General features: G+C 69.8%; 20 protein-coding genes and 1 pseudogene. 15 read left to right on the top strand and 6 right to left on the bottom strand.

Annotated elements, in window-relative coordinates; translation table 11 throughout:
* Positions 1-92 precede the first annotated feature (92 nt).
* From guaA to ABZY89_RS20050, 7 genes are all read left to right on the top strand, one after another.
* Entirely contained in the window at positions 93-1667 is a 1575-nt protein-coding gene (gene guaA, locus ABZY89_RS20080) for a glutamine-hydrolyzing GMP synthase (RefSeq protein WP_350665591.1), read from the top strand.
* A 36-nt stretch (positions 1668-1703) separates the two neighbouring features.
* Positions 1704-2735: a hypothetical protein gene (locus tag ABZY89_RS20075; RefSeq protein ID WP_355230022.1), complete on the top strand. Its 1032-nt coding sequence runs from the start codon at positions 1704-1706 to the stop codon at positions 2733-2735.
* 67 nt (positions 2736-2802) lie between these two features.
* A complete protein-coding gene (locus ABZY89_RS20070; protein ID WP_355020758.1) occupies positions 2803-3144 on the top strand; it encodes a DUF3140 domain-containing protein in 342 nt (113 codons plus the stop codon).
* A gap of 7 nt (positions 3145-3151) precedes the next feature.
* Positions 3152-3787 (top strand): UdgX family uracil-DNA binding protein, encoded by a 636-nt coding sequence (locus tag ABZY89_RS20065; protein WP_355230020.1) that lies wholly within the window; start codon positions 3152-3154, stop codon positions 3785-3787.
* A 76-nt stretch (positions 3788-3863) separates the two neighbouring features.
* A complete protein-coding gene (locus ABZY89_RS20060; protein ID WP_355230018.1) occupies positions 3864-4235 on the top strand; it encodes a DoxX family protein in 372 nt (123 codons plus the stop codon).
* A gap of 184 nt (positions 4236-4419) precedes the next feature.
* Entirely contained in the window at positions 4420-4692 is a 273-nt protein-coding gene (locus tag ABZY89_RS20055) for an EndoU domain-containing protein (protein WP_328527303.1), read from the top strand.
* Between the two features lie 10 nt (positions 4693-4702).
* Positions 4703-4966 carry a hypothetical protein gene (locus ABZY89_RS20050; RefSeq protein ID WP_328527302.1) on the top strand — a complete coding sequence of 88 codons (264 nt, stop codon included), beginning with the start codon at positions 4703-4705 and terminating at the stop codon, positions 4964-4966.
* Between the two features lie 30 nt (positions 4967-4996).
* On the opposite strand, the gene ABZY89_RS20045 is transcribed toward ABZY89_RS20050, so the two are convergent.
* Positions 4997-5638: a GntR family transcriptional regulator gene (locus tag ABZY89_RS20045; protein ID WP_355230016.1), complete on the bottom strand. Its 642-nt coding sequence runs from the start codon at positions 5636-5638 to the stop codon at positions 4997-4999.
* A gap of 143 nt (positions 5639-5781) precedes the next feature.
* On the opposite strand from ABZY89_RS20045, the gene ABZY89_RS20040 reads away from it, so the two are divergent.
* The 6 genes and pseudogenes from ABZY89_RS20040 (at position 5782) to ABZY89_RS20015 (ending at position 11944) form a co-directional block, all read left to right on the top strand.
* Positions 5782-7038 carry an NRAMP family divalent metal transporter gene (locus ABZY89_RS20040; RefSeq protein WP_355230014.1) on the top strand — a complete coding sequence of 419 codons (1257 nt, stop codon included), beginning with the start codon at positions 5782-5784 and terminating at the stop codon, positions 7036-7038.
* A gap of 14 nt (positions 7039-7052) precedes the next feature.
* Positions 7053-7826: a 5-oxoprolinase subunit PxpA gene (locus ABZY89_RS20035; protein ID WP_355230013.1), complete on the top strand. Its 774-nt coding sequence runs from the start codon at positions 7053-7055 to the stop codon at positions 7824-7826.
* Positions 7823-8617 carry a putative hydro-lyase gene (locus ABZY89_RS20030; protein WP_355230012.1) on the top strand — a complete coding sequence of 265 codons (795 nt, stop codon included), beginning with the start codon at positions 7823-7825 and terminating at the stop codon, positions 8615-8617. The genes ABZY89_RS20035 and ABZY89_RS20030 overlap by 4 nt, the downstream gene beginning before the upstream one ends.
* A pseudogene (locus tag ABZY89_RS20025) lies at positions 8614-9225 on the top strand (allophanate hydrolase subunit 1); the annotation flags it as partial. The gene ABZY89_RS20030 and the pseudogene ABZY89_RS20025, both read left to right, overlap by 4 nt.
* Positions 9199-10218 carry a biotin-dependent carboxyltransferase family protein gene (locus tag ABZY89_RS20020; protein ID WP_355230086.1) on the top strand — a complete coding sequence of 340 codons (1020 nt, stop codon included), beginning with the start codon at positions 9199-9201 and terminating at the stop codon, positions 10216-10218. The pseudogene ABZY89_RS20025 and the gene ABZY89_RS20020, both read left to right, overlap by 27 nt.
* Before the next feature lies 1 nt (position 10219).
* Positions 10220-11944: a biotin carboxylase N-terminal domain-containing protein gene (locus ABZY89_RS20015; protein ID WP_355230010.1), complete on the top strand. Its 1725-nt coding sequence runs from the start codon at positions 10220-10222 to the stop codon at positions 11942-11944.
* On the opposite strand, the gene ABZY89_RS20010 is transcribed toward ABZY89_RS20015, so the two are convergent.
* The 3 genes from ABZY89_RS20010 to ABZY89_RS20000 form a co-directional block, all read right to left on the bottom strand.
* Positions 11941-12792, bottom strand: coding sequence for an alpha/beta hydrolase (locus ABZY89_RS20010; protein ID WP_355230009.1), 852 nt, complete (start codon positions 12790-12792; stop codon positions 11941-11943). The two genes, ABZY89_RS20015 and ABZY89_RS20010, sit on opposite strands and share 4 nt — an antisense overlap.
* A 10-nt stretch (positions 12793-12802) precedes the next feature.
* Complete coding sequence (locus ABZY89_RS20005) at positions 12803-13855, bottom strand: adenosine deaminase (protein ID WP_355230007.1); 1053 nt, start codon at positions 13853-13855, stop codon at positions 12803-12805.
* A gap of 188 nt (positions 13856-14043) precedes the next feature.
* The gene (locus ABZY89_RS20000; RefSeq protein WP_355230005.1) at positions 14044-14277 is read right to left on the bottom strand and encodes a hypothetical protein; all 234 of its coding nucleotides are present in this window, start codon (positions 14275-14277) and stop codon (positions 14044-14046) included.
* Between the two features lie 67 nt (positions 14278-14344).
* On the opposite strand from ABZY89_RS20000, the gene ABZY89_RS19995 reads away from it, so the two are divergent.
* Positions 14345-14740 carry a VOC family protein gene (locus ABZY89_RS19995; RefSeq protein ID WP_355230004.1) on the top strand — a complete coding sequence of 132 codons (396 nt, stop codon included), beginning with the start codon at positions 14345-14347 and terminating at the stop codon, positions 14738-14740.
* On the opposite strand, the gene ABZY89_RS19990 is transcribed toward ABZY89_RS19995, so the two are convergent.
* Complete coding sequence (locus ABZY89_RS19990) at positions 14737-15198, bottom strand: DUF5709 domain-containing protein (protein ID WP_355230002.1); 462 nt, start codon at positions 15196-15198, stop codon at positions 14737-14739. The genes ABZY89_RS19995 and ABZY89_RS19990 overlap by 4 nt on opposite strands.
* A gap of 127 nt (positions 15199-15325) precedes the next feature.
* Between ABZY89_RS19990 and ABZY89_RS19985 the strand changes: the two genes are divergently transcribed.
* Complete coding sequence (locus ABZY89_RS19985; protein ID WP_355230000.1) at positions 15326-16867, top strand: sulfatase-like hydrolase/transferase; 1542 nt, start codon at positions 15326-15328, stop codon at positions 16865-16867.
* Here the strand turns inward: ABZY89_RS19985 and ABZY89_RS19980 are convergent.
* Positions 16852-17817 (bottom strand): formylglycine-generating enzyme family protein, encoded by a 966-nt coding sequence (locus ABZY89_RS19980; protein ID WP_355229998.1) that lies wholly within the window; start codon positions 17815-17817, stop codon positions 16852-16854. The two genes, ABZY89_RS19985 and ABZY89_RS19980, sit on opposite strands and share 16 nt — an antisense overlap.
* Positions 17818-17820: the final 3 nt, after the last annotated feature.

Genomic DNA, 17820 nt, shown 5'->3' with positions numbered 1-17820 from the left:
TTGCCTCGGGCAATCAGGGCCCGACCACCTCCCTCCCCGGTCGGGCCCTGGTGCATTTCGCGGGCAACGTACGTCGTCGTTAGGATTCGTGCATGACGCAGGCTCCTGGGGCGGAAGAGCACGATCTGGTTCTCGTGGTGGACTTCGGCGCGCAGTATGCGCAGTTGATCGCCCGCCGTGTACGTGAGGCGAAGGTCTACTCCGAGATCGTGCCGCACTCGATGCCGGTCGAGGAGATGCTCGCCAAGAACCCGAAGGCGATCATCCTCTCCGGCGGCCCCTCGAGCGTGTACGCCGAGGGTGCTCCCGCGATCGACAACACCCTGTTCACCGCGGGCACCCCGGTGTTCGGGATGTGCTACGGATTCCAGCTGATGGCCCAGGGCCTAGGCGGGACCGTCGACGACAACGGGGCGCGGGAGTACGGCCGCACGCCGGTCACCGTCGGTGTCTCCGGCACGCTGCTCAAGGACATCCCGCCGGCCCACAACGTGTGGATGTCGCACGGCGACTCGGTCTCCGAGGCGCCCGAGGGCTTCACCGTTCTCGCGAGCACCGCGGACACCCCGGTGGCGGCCTTCGAGAACGTCGAGAAGCAGCTCGCGGGCGTGCAGTGGCACCCCGAGGTGCTCCACTCCGAGCACGGGCAGAAGGTGCTCGAGCACTTCCTGTGGGACATCGCCGGCGCGCGCCAGACCTGGACCATCGGCAACATCGCCGAGGACCAGATCGAGCGGGTCCGCGAGCAGATCGGTGACCACCGCGCGATCTGCGCGCTCTCGGGTGGCGTCGACTCCGCGGTCGCCGCAGCCATCGTCGCCAAGGCGATCGGTGACCGTCTGACCTGCGTCTACGTCGACCACGGTCTGATGCGGAAGAACGAGTCGGTCGCGATCGAGAAGGCGTTCCGGGAGTCGACCGGCGCCGAGCTGAAGATCGTCGACGCCGAGAAGGAGTTCCTCGACGCGCTCGCCGGGGTCACCGACCCGGAGGAGAAGCGCAAGATCATCGGCCGCGAGTTCATCCGCTGCTTCGAGCGTGCCGAGGTCGAGATCCTGGGTGACAGCGACGAGAAGGTCGCCTTCCTCGTCCAGGGCACCCTCTACCCCGACGTCGTCGAGTCGGGTGGCGGTGCCGGCACCTCCAACATCAAGTCCCACCACAACGTCGGCGGCCTCCCCGAGGACCTCGAGTTCGAGCTGGTCGAGCCGCTGCGTGAGCTCTTCAAGGACGAGGTACGCGCCGTCGGCTCCCAGCTCGGCCTGCCCGACGAGATCGTCCAGCGCCAGCCGTTCCCCGGCCCCGGCCTGGGCATCCGCATCATCGGCGAGGTCACCAAGGAGCGGCTCGACATCCTGCGCGAGGCCGACGCGATCGCCCGCGAGGAGATGACCCTCGCCGGTCTCGACCGCGACATCTGGCAGATGCCGGTCGTGCTGCTCGCCGACGTCCGCTCGGTCGGCGTCCAGGGCGACGGCCGCACCTACGGTCACCCCGTCGTGCTCCGCCCGGTCACCTCCGAGGACGCGATGACCGCTGACTGGGCCCGGCTGCCCTACGAGGTAATGGAGCGCATCTCGACCCGGATCACCAACGAGGTGAGCGAAATCAACCGCGTCACCGTCGACATCACCTCGAAGCCTCCCGGCACCATCGAGTGGGAATGATTCGTTGAGCGGTCTCGGCCGTGGACAATGTCGTCCATGACTGAGCCGGATCTCGCTCGACGACTCCTCGACGCACATGTCGCCCATGAGATGGCGGCGATGCGCGGCGTACGCTTCCTCGATCTCGTCACCGGCGAGATCGACTTCGCGCTGCGCGCTGCCAGTGAGCTGACGCTCGACCAGGTGATGCCTCGCGACCTGATCAAGGAGGTCGCGCTGAAGTACGTCAGCACTTTCCGGCTCCCGGGTGCGATCCCGGAGGTCGCCGGGGCGCTCGCGACGAGGCTCAAGGCGCATCCCGCCAACGACACACCGCTGGGCAAGGTGGTCAGCCGGCCCCGGATCGCCGAGCTCGTCGAGGCCCTGGTCGAGATGCGTACGTTGCGCCAGCAGGTCCTGCGCAGCCTTGCCGACAACTCCGGGATCCAGGCCGGCGTCGGCACCTTGATGCGCGGCACGGCCAGGGGTGCCGTAGACACGGGACGAAGGCTCGCCGACAACCTTCCGGGCGGCTCGCTCGGCTTCTCGATCGCCGAACGAGTCGCCGGCCGGATGGCGGACACGGTGAAGGGCACCCCGGTCGGCGCGGCCGTCGACCAGAGCGCTCGCGAGCTCGCGGAGCGGGGCGCCGGCGCGCTGCTCGGCTACCTCAGCGACACCGCCGCGAGCTCGGTCACCGACGAGGAGGTGCACGACGCGCTCCTGGAGGTCTGGGACGCGCTCGCGACCCGTCCGGTGCGCGAGCTCGCCGATCTGGTCGATGACGAGCAGCTGGTCGCGCTCTTCGTCGGGCTCTACCAGGTCTGGCTCGACGTCCGGGACTCCGAATACCTGCAGGCCCTGGTCGACACGGGTGTCGACTTCTTCTTCGACACCTATGGAAGCTTCACCCTCGACCGGCTGCTGGAGGAGTGGGGACTGGGCCGCGACGACCTGGTCGAGGAGGCGCTCCGCTTCGGCCCGCCGGTGATCGAGGCGCTCGCCGAGGCCGGCGTCCTCGAGCAGCTGATCCGCCGCCGGCTCTCGAGCTTCTACGACTCTCCGGAGGCCCAGGCTCTCCTGGGGTGACGCCCCGTGTGTTCGGCCGCTGCGCTGGGTACCGGATCGGAGCAGTCGATCAGGTAGGAGGCACGAGATGGCCGAGACGATCGTCGACGACAGGCTCTGGGAGAACTTCCATCGCGCGGTGAACATGACCTCGCGGGACCTGCGGCAGTGGCTCGCAGTGCAAGGCGCGGGGGAGACGACCGAGACCGAACCGGACCGAGCCGGCAGCGAGCTCGGCCACCGGGTGGCCGACATCCTCGGCAAGCGCCGGGCCGACGTGACCCCGGACGACGTGGACGTGATGCGGCGCGTCGTCGACAAGGTCACCGACCTGCGCGGCGGGGACACCGGCGAGTGGGAGCCGACCGCGGGCGATGCGCAGTGGCGGCGTCGTCTGATGAACGTCGGCCACGACCCGCTCGCGCCGTGAGTGCCGCGTGAGTGCCGCGGAGTGGGTGCCGAAGTCGCCAACGCTGTCCGATCTGCGAAGCGCGGTCCAGGAGTGCCGCGGCTGCGAGCTCTACCGCGACGCGACCCAGGGCGTGATGGGCGAGGGGCGTACGCCCGCCCCGCTGATGCTGCTCGGTGAGCAGCCCGGTGACCGCGAGGACCGCGAGGGCGAGCCTTTCGTCGGTCCGGCGGGCGGCATCCTCCACGAGGCGCTCGCCGATGCCGGGATCGAGCCGGAGGAGACGTACACGACGAACGTCGTCAAGCACTTCCGCCACCGACTCTCGGGCAAGCGCCGCATCCACCAGTCACCCACGAGCAAGCAGGTCGGCGCCTGCGCCCCGTGGCTGGCGGCGGAGCTGGATCTGGTACGTCCCAGCGGCGTCGTCCTGCTCGGCGGCACCGCCGGCAAGGCGCTGTACGGCTCGTCCTTCCGCGTCGGCGAGGCACGCGGCCACCTCCTCGACTGGCCCGAGCCCATCGCCACGGAGACCCTCGACCCCTGGGTCCTCGCGACGACCCACCCCTCCGCCGTCCTCAGGGCGGAGGACGAGAGGCAGGCGACGTACGACGGTCTGGTCGCCGATCTGAAGGTCGCCGCCGCTGCTCTCGAGAAAAAGTGAAGAGGGATGTCGAGATCGACGGTGCACGCTCGACGCGTGGGTAAGAGCAACACCACCCACCCCTGAGGAGATCGAGATGAGCACCAACGCACAACGAGCCGGCTGGGTCATCACCGTCCTGGTCACCCTGTTCCTCGGCTTCGACATCGTCACGCACCTGCTACAGGTCGAGCCCGTCATGGACTTCAACGACAAGATCGGCGCTCCGGGCTGGTTCCCCGTCGTATGCGGTGTCGTCCTCGGCCTGTCGCTGGTCGCCTACCACGTCCCGGCCACCCGGGCGATGGGGACGATCCTGATCACCGCCTACCTCGGCGGCGCGGTCACGGTGAATCTGGTCTTCGGGCAGCCGGCCTTCAATACCGTCTTCGCCATCGCCACCGCGGTCCTCGTGTGGGCCGGCGCCTGGCCCCGCGACGAGCGGCTGCGAGCTCTGGCTAGCGCGTGAGGCGGACGAACGTCGTGTCGGTTGTACGCCGACATGACCGGCTTGCAGCGACTGGACTCGAGGTGACCGAGAATGTCGGTGGCCCGGACTACCGTTCCTGTGCGTGAGATGGAGCTACCCGACGATGACGGACGGCACGAGTGTGCCGCTCCGTCCGTCGGAGCGCCCACATATCTCAGCGTGGATGAGCGCCCACATCCTCGAGCGGCACCAAGCCACGTCCGAGTCCGAACGGGAGTGGCCCAGGAAGTCTAAGTTTCCCGCTGACTGGAGTGCAGTTCAGATCATCGCTGCGGTAGACCTCGCACTCGCAGACCCCGACCGTCCGCCGACGCGTCTCGGCGACAAGATTCGCTTCGAGCGGGTTGTCGACGGTCAACTCGTCCGCGTGCAGGTGCGGGACGACATGGAGCCACCCGAGATCTGGAACGCCTATCCCGTGGACAGTGAGGGCTAGCATGGTTGTCATGAACGTCGAGGACTTCGCCTATGGCGTGCTGATGGAGGCACTGCCGTCCATCCCCGCTGATGTGCTCGAGGTCATCGCGGACGATATCGACGCAGGTGAATACCTGACGTCCTTGATCGAACTGATCGAACGAGCCCCGGAGACCGTCTCCGTGGCGGTCGTCGATGCCCTGGAGGGCCATCTCGAGACCCTTCCCGAAGGGCCGCACCGCAGGGTTGGTGCCGATGCGGTGGCCCGACTCCGGCACCTCAAGAGCGCCTGACCTCACCGGCAGCCTTCGAGCGCCTATCGCTTAGCCGCGGCGCAGTCGCGTGAACGCTCCGAGCACGGTCTGCTCGGAGAGGATGAGGTAGTCGCGTAGCTCCTCAGCGGCCGCAGGTCCTCCCTGCTCGAGGAAGGTCTCGAGCAGGGAGCGGTTGCGTGTGACGAACGGTGCGTGCAGCGCCTCGGGGTTGTCGATCTCGAGGAACGCGAGCCGCAGCTCAGCGGCGATGTCGCGGAACAGGCGCTCCAGGCGCGGGCTGTCGGCGAGGGCGACGATGGCGTCGTGGAACGCCATGTTGGCGGTGCCGACCGTGCGCCAGTCGCGCGCCTCGAGGCTGGTCTCGCCCAGGTCCACTGCCTCGCGCATGGCCGTCACCGCGGGATGCAGCGGGGAGCCCGCGGCCAGGGCGGCGGGCTCGACATATCGCCGTGCCCGATAGATGTCGACGACGTCCGCCACGGTGGGGGAGGCGACCGAGACCCCGCGATGGGGCACGTGCTCGATGAGGCCCTGCTCGGCCAGCACGCGGAACGCCTCACGAAGGGTGTTGCGCGAGACCCCGAGCTTCTCGGCCAGGGAGATCTCCGACAGCCGGGTGCCGGGCGCGAACTCGCCGTCGATGATCCGCCGGCGCAGGGCGTTCGTCAGGGTGTCCTCGACATCGGGCATGACCGCATCCTAGGGGAATCGCATCCGCGGACAATCGAAACACCATTTTAACAACGGTGGGTGTTGTTGTAGAACAATCTATGCCATCTTGTACTACACAAGAGAGTGTGGTGCCAGCCACACAGCGATGGCAGGAGTCCCCCATGACCGAGACGACCAGCGCCGAGCGCGCGAAGAGCTTCGCCCGTTCCCGCCGAGGACCCATCCTCGGCGCCATCTTCCTGATGGCCACCTCGGCCATCGGCCCCGGCTTCATCACCCAGACCGCGACCTTCACCGCGCAGCTCGGCGCGGCGTTCGCCTTCGCGATCCTGGCCTCGATCCTGATCGACTTCGCGCTGCAGATGAACGTGTGGCGCATGATCACCGTCGCCGGCAAACGGGCCGGCGACCTGGCGAACGAGGCGGTGCCGTACTCCGGTCATCTGCTGGCGACGCTCATCGTGATCGGTGGCCTGGCGTTCAACATCGGCAACATCGCGGGTGCCGGTCTCGGTCTGAACGCTCTGCTGGGCATCGAGCCGAAGGTCGGCGGCCTGCTCTCGGCGCTGCTCGCCATCGGCATCTTCATGTACAAGCGGGCAGGCCGCGTCGTCGACATGGTCGTGCTCGTGCTCGGTCTGCTGATGATCGGGCTGACGCTCTTCGTCGCGATCGCGTCGCAGCCTCCGGTCGGCGACGCGCTGCGCCAGACCTTCGTGCCCGACACGCTCAACTTCGCGACGATCACCACGATCGTGGGCGGCACCGTCGGCGGCTACATCACCTACGCGGGTGCCCACCGCTACCTCGACTCCGGCCTGACCGGCCCCGAGCACGTCCCGGCCGTGCACCGCGCCTCGATGAGCGGCATCCTCGTCACCGGGATCATGCGCTACGTACTCTTCCTCGCGATCCTCGGTGTCGTGGCCTCCGGCGTCACCCTCGACTTCTCGGGCCAGGCGGCCAACCCTGCCGGTCAGGCGTTCGGCGCCGTGCTCGGTGACGCGGGCATCCGCATCTTCGGCGCGATCTTCTGGGCCGCGGCGATCACCTCGGTCATCGGCGCCGCCTACACCTCGGCCACCTTCATCTCGACGTTCTCGAAGAAGCTCGGAGCCGGGTGGCCGCTGCAGCTCGCGACCGTCGCCTTCATCGTGGTCTCCCTCGTCCTCTACCTGCTGATCGGCGCCGCACCCGCGGCTATCCTGGTCTTCGTCGGCGGCTTCAACGGTCTGATCCTCCCGATCGGCATGACGATCTTCATGTACATCGGCTGGTTCCGTCAGCGCGACGTCCTCCGCGGCTACCGCTACCCGGTGTGGCTGCTGGTCCTGGGGACGATCGCGACCCTGCTCAGCTGGTACATGGGCATCGTCTCGATCCGCCCGATCTTCGCCTTCATCGGCATTGGAGTGTGAGCACCATGAACAACATGGCAGCAACCATCGACCTGAACTCCGACCTCGGCGAGAACGCACCCGACCGGGTGGTCGCGGACGATGCGGCGATGCTCGCGATCGTCTCGAGCGCCAACGTCGCCTGCGGGTTCCACGCCGGCACCCCCGAAGGGATCCGTACGACGCTCGCCGACGCCGTGGCCAACGGCGTCACGATCGGCGCGCACCCCGGCTACCGCGACTACGAGGGCTTCGGACGCCGCGTCATGGACATCGACTCCGCGACGCTGCAGGCACATGTCGAGTACCAGCTCGGCGCGCTGATCGGCCTGACCTCGTCGGTCGGCGGCGCCGTCCGCTACGTGAAGCCGCACGGCGCGCTCTACAACACGATCGCCCGCGACGAGCGACAGGCGCGTGACGTGGTCGCCGCGGTCAAGGCGATCGACCCGTCCCTCGTGCTGCTCGGGCTCGCGGGCGGCGTCGTGCTCGAGGTCGCCGAGAATGCAGGGCTCTCGACGGCCGCGGAGGCCTTCGCGGACCGCGCCTACACGCCCGGCGGCGAGCTGGTCTCGCGCGCCGAGCCCGGTGCGGTCCTGCACGACGCCGACGCCGTCGCGGCCCGCATGCTGCGGCTCGCGCGCGAGGGTGTGGTCGAGGCGATCGACGGCACCCACGTCGCCGTACGCGCCGACTCGATCTGCGTGCACGGCGACAGCGACGGGGCGATCCGGATGGCTGCCGCGACCCGCGCCCTGCTCGAGGCCGAGGGCATCGTGATCGCTCCGTTCGCCGGAGCCGCGGCATGACCGCGAGCATCACCCAGCTCGCCGCGGCTCGCGCCGCGCGCACCTCCTACCGGGCGGGCGAGGTCGCACCGACGAGTGGCGTCGCCCACGGCCTGGTGCAGGCGAACCTGATCTCCGTGCCGGCCGACTGGGCGTTCGAGGTGCTGCTCTTCGCGCAGCGCAACCCGAAGCCGTGCCCGGTGCTCGAGGTGCTGGACCCGGGCGCCTACGAGTCGACCCTGGCGCCCGGCTCCGACCTGCGCACCGACATCCCGGCGTACCGGATCTGGCGTGGTGGTGTGCTCACCGAGGAGGTCACGGACGCGAGCGCGGCGTGGGAGGAGCACCCCGACCTGGTCTCGTTCCTGATCGGCTGCAGCTTCACGTTCGAGTCGGGCCTGGCCGATGCCGAGATCCCGATCCGTCACCAGGAGCTCGGCCGCAACGTCCCGATGTACCGCACGTCGCGCCCGTGCGCTCCCGCCGGGCGCCTGCGCGGCGACATGGTGGTCTCGATGCGCCCGATCCCCGCTGATCGCGTCGCCGATGCGGTACGCATCTCCGGGCGCTATCCGGCGGTGCACGGTGCGCCGGTGCATGTCGGTGACCCGGCGTCGCTCGGCATCGCCGACCTCGCCGCTCCCGAGTTCGGGGACCCGCCGGAGGTGCGCGACGGCGAGGTGCCGGTGTTCTGGGCCTGCGGGGTCACCCCGCAGGCCGCGATCATGGACTCGCGCCCACCGTTCGCGCTCACCCACGCGCCCGGTCACATGTTCATCACCGACGTACGGGATGCGGAGTATCTGGCGTGAGGCGCGTTCTCATCGCATCGGACCAGGCGCTGCTGGTCGAGGAGGACGACCTCGAGGGCGCGATGCGGCTGCACGCGGCGCTCGTGGCCGCGCCGCCGACCGGCGTCGTCGAGCTGGTGCCCGCCGCCCGGACGGTGCTCGTCCGGTTCGACCCGACGCTGGTCGACGAGGTGAGCCTCGCGAAGGAGCTGGGTCGGGTCGAAGCCGTCCATGGTGGCCTCCCTGCCACCGGTTCGGTGACCATCGGCGTCCGCTACGACGGGCAGGACCTCGACGAGGTCGCCGACCTGCTCAGGGTCAGCGTCGACCAGGTCGTTGCGCGCCACGCGGCCGCGACCTGGCGGGTGGCCTTCACCGGCTACGCGCCCGGCTTCGGCTATCTCGTGGGCGACGACCCGCTCTTCGACGTACCGCGGCGCTCCTCTCCGCGCACCCGGATCCCCGCCGGCTCGGTGGGGCTGGCCGGGACGTTCTCGGGCGTCTACCCCCGCGAGAGCCCCGGTGGCTGGCAGCTGATCGGGCGTACTGACGCCCCGATGTGGGATCTGCACCGGGATCCGCCCGCTTTGCTCGCGCCCGGGATGACCGTGCGGTTCGAGCGGATCGAGCGGGAGTCGGTCCCGGTGACAGCGTCCGCTCCCTCGGTCGACGCCGCGGAGCATCCGTTCGCAGTCGAGGTCGTACGTCCCGGCCTGCAGTTGGTGCTCGAGGACCTCGGCCGCCCCGGCCATGCTGCCCTCGGCGTCTCCGCGTCGGGAACGGCCGACCGCCGCGCCCTGCGGGCCGCGAACCGCGCCGTGGGGAACGCTCCGGGAGCGGCAGGTTTCGAGCTCGCCGGCGGCGGTGCGGTCCTGCGCTTCACCGGCCCGGCGGTCGTGGCCGTCGCGGGCGCCCCCGCCGAGACGACGATCGTACGCACCGACGGACCGCCGCTCCCCGTCGATCACGGCGCCGCCACCGCGCTCGAGGACGGCGAGGAGCTGCGTCTCGGCGCGGTGAGCGCCGGCCTGCGCGCCGTGATCGCGGTGCGCGGCGGCCTGGATCTTCCGCCCGCGCTCGGCAGCCTCTCCAGCGACACTCTCGCGGGCCTCGGCCCCGGCGACCTCGGCGGACGGCCCCTGCGCACGGGCGACGTCGTGCCGCTGCACGGGCCCGCGGCCGCACCCCATGCGGTGGACCCGAACCCCGCTCCCGCCGACCCGCTGCCCGCACCCGGCGAAACGGTCGAGCTGCGCATCGTGCTCGGCCCGCGCGAGGACTGGTTCACCCCGGCCGGCGTACGCACCCTCGTCGAGCAGGAGTGGACCGTCACGCCCCGTTCCGACCGGGTCGGCGTACGTCTCGAGGGCGCCGTCCCGCTCGAGCGGGACGTCGCAGGCGAGCTGCCGAGCGAGGGGGCGGTGACAGGCGCGATCCAGGTGCCACCCGACGGCCAGCCCGTGCTGTTCCTTCCGGACCACCCGCTCACCGGCGGCTACCCGATCATCGGCGCGGTCATCGACCGCGACCTGGACCTGGCCGGGCAGCTGCCGCCCGGGGTCCGCATCCGCTTCCGACCCGTCGCGCCTGATGCGTCGACGGCCGAGCTCCGAGGAGACTGACATGCGCAGGGTGCTCATCGCCAACAGGGGAGAGATCGCCGTCCGCGTCGTGCGGGCGGTTGCCGAGGCCGGCCTCGTGTCGGTCGCCGTCTACGCCGACCAGGACGCCGACGCACTGCACGTGCGTCTTGCCGACGAGGCGTACGTGCTCGGCGGGTCCACCGCCACCGAGTCCTACCTCAGCATCGAGTGGCTGATGGCCGCGGCGCAGGCCTCCGGCGCCGACGCGGTGCATCCGGGCTACGGGTTCCTGTCGGAGAGCGCCGCGTTCGCGCGCGCCGTCGAAGCCGCCGGCCTGATCTGGATCGGCCCGAGTCCCGAGAGTATCGACAGCCTCGGCGACAAGATCACCGCCCGCCGGATCGCGCAGAGCGTCGGCGCACCGCTGGTGGCGGGCACCGACCGGCCGCTGGAGTCGGCCGACGAGGCGGTCGCGTTCGCGCGCGAGCACGGGCTCCCCATCGCGATCAAGGCCGCCTTCGGCGGCGGCGGGCGCGGCCTGAAGGTCGCCCGCGAGCTCGACGACGTCGCCGATGCCTTCGACTCAGCCTCGCGCGAGGCGCTGGCTGCGTTCGGTCGCGGTGAGTGCTTCGTCGAGCGGTTCCTGGAGCGTCCGCGGCACATCGAGGCGCAGGTGCTCGGCGACGGCACCGGGCACGTCGTGGTGGTCGGCGACCGGGACTGCTCGCTGCAGCGCCGCAACCAGAAGCTCGTCGAGGAGGCGCCCGCGCCGGGGCTGACGGACGAGCAGCGCCGCCGCATCCACGACGCCGCGCGCGACATCTGCGCCGCCGTCTCCTACCGCGGGGCCGGGACCGTCGAGTTCCTGATGGGCGAGGACGGGGTGATCTCGTTCCTCGAGGTCAACACCCGCCTGCAGGTCGAGCACCCGATCACCGAGGCCGTCACCGGCGTCGACCTCGTCGCGGAGCAGCTGCGCATCGCCGCGGGCGAGGGTCTCTCCTTCTCGGAGACGCCGGCGCCGACGGGCCATGCGATCGAGCTGCGGATCAACGCCGAGGACCCCGGCCGCGGCTTCCTGCCGAGCCCCGGCGTCGTGACGGGCCTCCGGGTCCCCGCCGGGCCGGGGGTCCGATGGGACGCCGGGATCGAGGCGGGCGACACGGTGCAGAGCGCCTTCGACTCGCTGATCGCCAAGCTGATCGTGCATGCGCCGGACCGGGACACCGCCGTCGTACGTGCCCGCCGCGCGCTCCGCGAGCTCAGCGTCGAGGGGGTCGCGACCGTCGTACCCTTCGCTCGCGTGCTGCTCGACGACCCGGCCTTCTCGACCGCCGGGTTCGCGGTGCACACACAGTGGATCGAGACCACTCTGATGCCGCGCCTGGAGGCGCAGCGGCGACCCGAGCCGGCGCCCGTGCAGCCTCTTCGGCGGGTGCCGATCGAGATCGACGGACGCCGGGTGATGCTCGGGCTTCCGGATGACCTCCTGCGTGGTCTCGCGGCGGGCGGGTCGATGACGGCCGATCCAGGGTCAGCGGCCGTCGCCGACCCCGCTGTGCTCGAGGCAACCGTTCCCGGCGTACTCGTCGACTGGCTCGTCCCCGACGGCGAGCAGGTCACCGAGGGCCAGGACGTCGCGGTCATCGACGCCATGAAGATGGAGACCCGCGTCGCCGCACATCGTGCAGGCGTGCTCTCCCGCGGCACCGACGTGGGTGGGACGGTCGCGATCGGGGACGTGCTCGGGAAGATCGAGGTCTAGCTTGTGTGATCGATGATCGCCGGGATGACCTTGTCCCAGGTGGAGGGCGGGGGCGGCTCGTGGCCGACGCCGTCGAGGACGAGGAGCGTCGCGTCGGGGATGTCGCGGGCGAGGATCTCGGCGTGGCCGATCGGAAACAGCGGGTCGCGGGTGCCGTGGATGACCAGCGTCGGGGCGGCGATGTCGGCCAGGGTCGCCTCGACCGGCTCGCCGTCGCTCATCGCCTGGTGGTTGGCGAAGCTCGGCCGCATGTCCGGCGTGCGGCGTACGACCCGTTCGATGACTGCCCGCATCCTGGCCTCGTCGAAGCCCTCCGGGACGAACGCCCGCTGGTCCTCCACCAGCATCGACACCAGAGCCTCGTGGTCGTCGGGATCCGGGACCGTGGTGGTGGCCGCCTTCGCGAAGAAGTCGGCCAGCTCCTCGCCGATCGGCGGCAGGTCGGGTACGCCGTCGAAGGCCGGTGAGGACTCGTTGAGGATCAGCGTCTCGACCCGCTCCGGATAGAGCACCGCCGCGCACTGGGCCAGCGCCCCGCCCATCGAGATGCCGAAGATGTGTCCCTTGTCGAGGCCGAAGGCGTCGAGCAGAGCCGGGATGTCCGCGATCATGTCGCGCCCGGTGTAGCCCGGCTCTCCCGGTGGCCAGGTTGTCGAGCGGCCGGTGTCGCGGTGGTCGTAGCGGATCACGAACCTCCGGCCCGCGGCCAGCGCCTGGCAGAATTCATCCTCCCAGTAGTCCATCGAGGCGCTCATCCCACCGACGAGCAGGATCGGCGGGTCCGCCGGACTCCCGAACGTCTCGACGCACAGCTCGATCCCGTTGACCGCCAGAGTCAGTTCGCCCATGCCGACCACCTTAAGACGTGGCGTACGCGTCGATCTCGGTGTGCAGATTGGCCTTGATGTCGTCCGGGGCATAGGAGACGTCGACCGCGGCACGCGCGAGGTCGGCGATGCCGGCGGCGTCGAGGCCGAGAAGGTCGGTCGCGATCTCGTACTCCTGGTTGAGCGTGGTCGCGAACATCGGCGGGTCGTCGGAGTTGATCGTGACCGGCACGCCGGCGTCGACGAACGTCTTCAGCGGGTGCTCCTCGAGCGTCGCGACGGCGCCGGTGGCGACGTTGGACGAGGGGCAGACCTCGAGCGGGATCCGGTGCTCGGCGAGGTGGGCGAGCAGGGCGGGATCCTGGGCTGCCGAGGTGCCGTGGCCGATCCGCTCGGCCTTCAGCACGGTCAGGGCGTCCCAGATCGTCTGCGGTCCGGTCGTCTCGCCGGCGTGCGGCAGCGAGCGGAGGCCCGCGGCACGGGCCGCGTCGAAGTGCCTCTCGAACTGCGGCCGGGGAACCCCCACCTCCGGCCCGCCGAGCCCGAATCCGACGAGCGCCTCCGGGCCGTGGTCGACGGCGTACGCCAGGGTCGCATCGGCCGCCGGAATCCCGGACTCGCCCGGGATGTCGTAGATCCAGCGAAGCGTGATGCCGAAGTCGCGCTCGGCGCCCACCCGGGCGTCCTCGAGCGCCTCGGTGTAGGCCTCGATCGCCATGCCGGTGTGCCCGGTCTGCCCGGGCTCGCGCACGGCCAGGTCCGGGCGTACGGAGGTGTAGGGCGTGCAGGTCAGCTCGGCGTAACGGACCTGCTGGGTCTGCGCCAGGTCGCGCGCGATCTCGTAGGTCAGATAGCGGATGTCCTCCGGCGTACGGACCAGGTCGACGACCGAGAGGTAGACCTCGATGAAGTGCGCGAAGTCGCTGAACGTGAAGTACTCCCGCAGGAGCTCGATGTCCGTCGGCACCGTCCCAGGATGCCGCGCAGCCAGCTCCGAGACGATCCGCGGCGAAGCCGACCCGACGTGGTGGACATGGAGCTCGGCCTTGGGCAGCCCGGCGATGAAGGTCTTCAGGTCACTCACGCCCCCGATCCTCACACGCTCGCTCCCGCTCCCGCGACTCCGTTTTCTGCGGCTGTACAAGACGATGACACCTCGTGAATTCGTTCACCAAGTGTCATCGGCATGTGCAGTGCTCGGAGACATTGATGCTTTCGATCAAGTGCCCGACGAAAGCTGGACGTGAGGCGGATTCAGCCGGTCATCGCGCCTTAAGCGGCGTAGGTCACTTTGTCTGGCCACATCCCTGTGGCTATTGCTTCCTTGTACGCCTTCACGAGGATCTTCGCGGCAGCTGGATCTAGGCCGGAGTCAGGAGCAGAAAGCCGCGCCTGGATCTCGGCCTTGATGATCTCCACCTCGCCAGATCGCTCGGCACCGGGCCACTCGAATGCGTACTTGATCGACCGATCGTCCTCGAAGACCTTCTTGCCCTCAATGAGCATGCCCATTATTTCGGCCCTACCTCTCGCTCTCAGTTAGATCGGACCAGATCGAGGCTAGGGTGAAGACATGCGGGCGATCCACCACTGGGACCTCTGGGTCGACGACTTCGAGACCGCCTCGGGGGAGTGGGGCTGGCTCTTCGGTGAGCTCGGCTGGGAGGCCGGCGAGAAGGGCCACTTCTGGGAGGCACCGGACGGGACGTACGTCTTCATGGAGCACTCCACGGACCAGCACGGCACGCAGGACCGGCTCCGGCCCGGCGTCAACCACATCGCGTTCATGATCGATGACCGAGACCAGCTCGACAGGATCCGGGCGGCGTCGACCGAGCACGGCTGGCACGAGATGTACGCCGACCGCTACCCGCACGCAGGCGGAGACGAGCACACGGCGCTCTACCTGGAGAGCTCTGAGGGGTTCGAGGTCGAGATCGTGCTGGAGATCGACGACCTCACCGCCTAGCGGTAGTCGTCCCCGTCGTCGTCGCTCTCGTCGATGATGTGGATGGCGGCCTCCTCCGCGGAGGCGCCGGCGCCGTCGATGCCGGCATCGATCCCGTACAGCTCGGACTCCGCGTCCTCGCCCTCGCCGCGGTCAGGGTCGACCAGCCGGCCCGCTCGCTGGTTGCCGACCTCGCGGCCGTCAGGGTCGTCGCTCTCCTCGGCATCGTCGTACTCGACCGCGTAGGGATCCGGCTCAGGCACCTCCTGATGGCGGCGCTGGTCGATGCACTCCCGGTGCTCCTCCTCCCAGGGCGTGTTGCCGTAGTCGGTGGAGTAGTGGTCGGCGGTGACGATGCCGTGGTCGAGCTCGTCGCGCACCTCACCTTCGAGAACGTCCCCGGAGAGCGCGTCCTCCCCGGTGATCTGGTCCTCGTCGTCGACACTGTAGTCGCCGTAGTTCTCGCGCGATTCGCTCACTTGAGTCTCCTGATCAGCCGGGCATTGGGGTCATCACGGCCCCCTTCGGTAACGTTAACCCGGTCCGGTATGGAGTGGAACCGGACGGAAACATACGACGCGGGGATCGACCAAGGGAGCAGACCAGATGGCGCCTCGCGCCCGATTGGCGGTGGCGGCCGTTGCCGTGCTCGCCGGCGCCTCGATCGCGCTCGGCGCGATGCCTGAATCGGCCGGTCCGCTGGGGTCTCTGGGGTCTCTGGCCGGGAACGCCTTCGCGCGCGACAACGACGGCGTGGTGCCCTCGACGCCGACATCGACGCCCGACTGGGCGCCCTACTCCACCCAGCCCAACATCCTCATGATCACGGCCGACGACCTCGCCTACGAGGATCTCGAGTTCATGCCCCACACCCGCAGCCTCCTGGCCGCGCAGGGCACCTCGCTGACCGAGGCGATCGCTCCCACGCCGATCTGCGTGCCGGCCCGTGCGTCGCTGCTGACCGGGCAGTACAGCCAGAACCACCACACGGTGACGATCAACGGCGAACGCGGTGGCTACCAGTCGATGGACCACACCGGCACGCTGCCCGAGGCGCTGCAGGACGCCGGCTACGACACTCTCTTCGCCGGCAAGTACCTCAACGGCTACGGCCTCGACGGGACGGCCAAGGACGTGCCGCCCGGATGGACCGACTGGCGGGCGACGACCGACATGTCGACCTACAACTTCATCCGGCCGCGGATCAACCACAACGGCAAGCTCACGACCTACAACCGCTACACAACGTACGTCATGCGGGACCAGGCCAACGAGATGATCTCGGCGCCGGAGCGCGCCGACAAGCCGTGGTACATGTGGCTCAACTACGTGGCACCGCACCACGGCGGTCCCGACGAGCCGGAAGACCCGGAGGGCACCAGCACGACCAGGCCGGCGGACGAGGACAAGCACTCCTTCGACGGTCTCGAGCTGCCGGACACTCCCTACATGTTCCGCACCCCGACCGATGCGCCCCGGATCTCGGCCTCGCGCAAGCACTTCGACGCGCAGGGCCGCGCCGAGCTGCGGATCGCGCACGAGCAGCGGGTCGAGGCCGTCCAGTCGCTCGACCGCGCGGTCGCCAGCCACGTACTCCGTCTTCAGGAGACCGGCCAGCTCGACAACACCATCATCATCTTCTCCTCGGACAACGGCTACACCACCGGCGGCCACAACATCAACGGCAAGCTGATGCACTACCGCGAGACGCAGCGGATCCCGGTGATCCTGCGCGGCCCGGGCATCCCGGCCGGACGGACCCTGGCCACCGGGGTCGGCAACCCCGACATCGCCACCACGATCATGGCGGTCGCCGGCGCCGAGCCGGGGCGGGCCCAGGACGGCGTCAACATCATGCCGTGGCTCGAGGCCCCCGCGCAGGACCGGGTGATCCCGCTCTCCGCCTGGCGGGTCAACGACGGCTACAAGCAGATCTACTCGGGGATCCGCTTCGGTGATTGGACCTACGCCCGCTTCTCCGACGGCAGCGAAGAGCTCTACGACCTGGCCGAGGACCCCTACCAGATCCGCTCGCTCGCGCTGCTCCCCGAGTACGCCGATGAGCTGGCCGAGCTGCGTGGGCTGAGCGAGAAGTACGCCGACTGTGCCGGTGACACCTGCCCGAAGGAGTTCTACCCCGCCGACTGATCGCCCAGGTCGGCCGCGCAGCGGAACCCCAGGTTGCCCGCGGTCGAGTCGGGCGGGCTGCTGGAGCGCGCCGAGAGCCGGTAGCGGTGGCAGTAGGAGTCGTGGCAGAGGTAGGAGCCGCCGCGCATGACCCGGGTCAGGCCCTCGGCCGGGCCGCGCGGGTCCGAGGAGGAGCCGGAGTCGACGAGGTCGGCGTAGTACGTCGGCGAGAACCAGTCCGCGCACCACTCCCAGACGTTGCCGATCATCTGGAACAGCCCGAAGCCGTTGGGTTCGTACGTCCGCACCGGCGCGGTCGTGACGAACCCGTCGTCGGCGGTGTTGGTGTCGGGGAAGACTCCCTGCCAGACGTTGGCGTGGTGGGTGCCGTCCTGCTCCAGGTCGTCACCCCACGGGAAGCGTGAGCCGGCGATGCCGCCACGGGCGGCGTACTCCCACTCGGCCTCGGTCGGCAGCCTCGTCCCGGCCCATTCGCAGTAGGCCAGCGCGTCGTCGTGAGAGACGTGCACGACCGGGTGGTTGCCGCGGCGGCCGACGTTGGAGCCGGGGCCCTCCGGGGCCCGCCAGGACGCGGCGCGTACGCCGAGCCACCAGGGTGCCTCCGGAGAGCGGCCCAGGACGTCGCGCGGCGATCCTTCGAAGGCCAGGTGGAAGACGGCCGAGAAGCCCTCTCGTTCGGCCGTGGTGACGTGTCCGGTCGCCTTCACGAACCGGGCGAACTCCTCGTTGGTGACCGCGGTCGCGTCCAGCCGGAAGCCGGGCAGGTCGACCGAGTGCACCGGACCTTCGCCGTCGGCCTGGTAGCCCTCGCCGAACGAGTCCCCGGCGGCGTACGTCCCACCGGGGAGGTCGACAAGGGTCCGGCGGCGCTTGCGGGGCAGCGCCGGCGGGCGCTGGGCCGGGTCGGGGCTGGGCCCGCGGGTCGCGCCGAAGGTGAGATCAGAAGGCACGCC

The organism is Nocardioides sp. NPDC006303, assembly GCF_040613175.1.
Taxonomy (GTDB): Bacteria; Actinomycetota; Actinomycetes; order Propionibacteriales; family Nocardioidaceae; genus Nocardioides.
The sequence above is the reverse complement of the archived record's forward strand: the minus strand, read 5'-3'. Positions and strand labels throughout refer to the sequence as shown.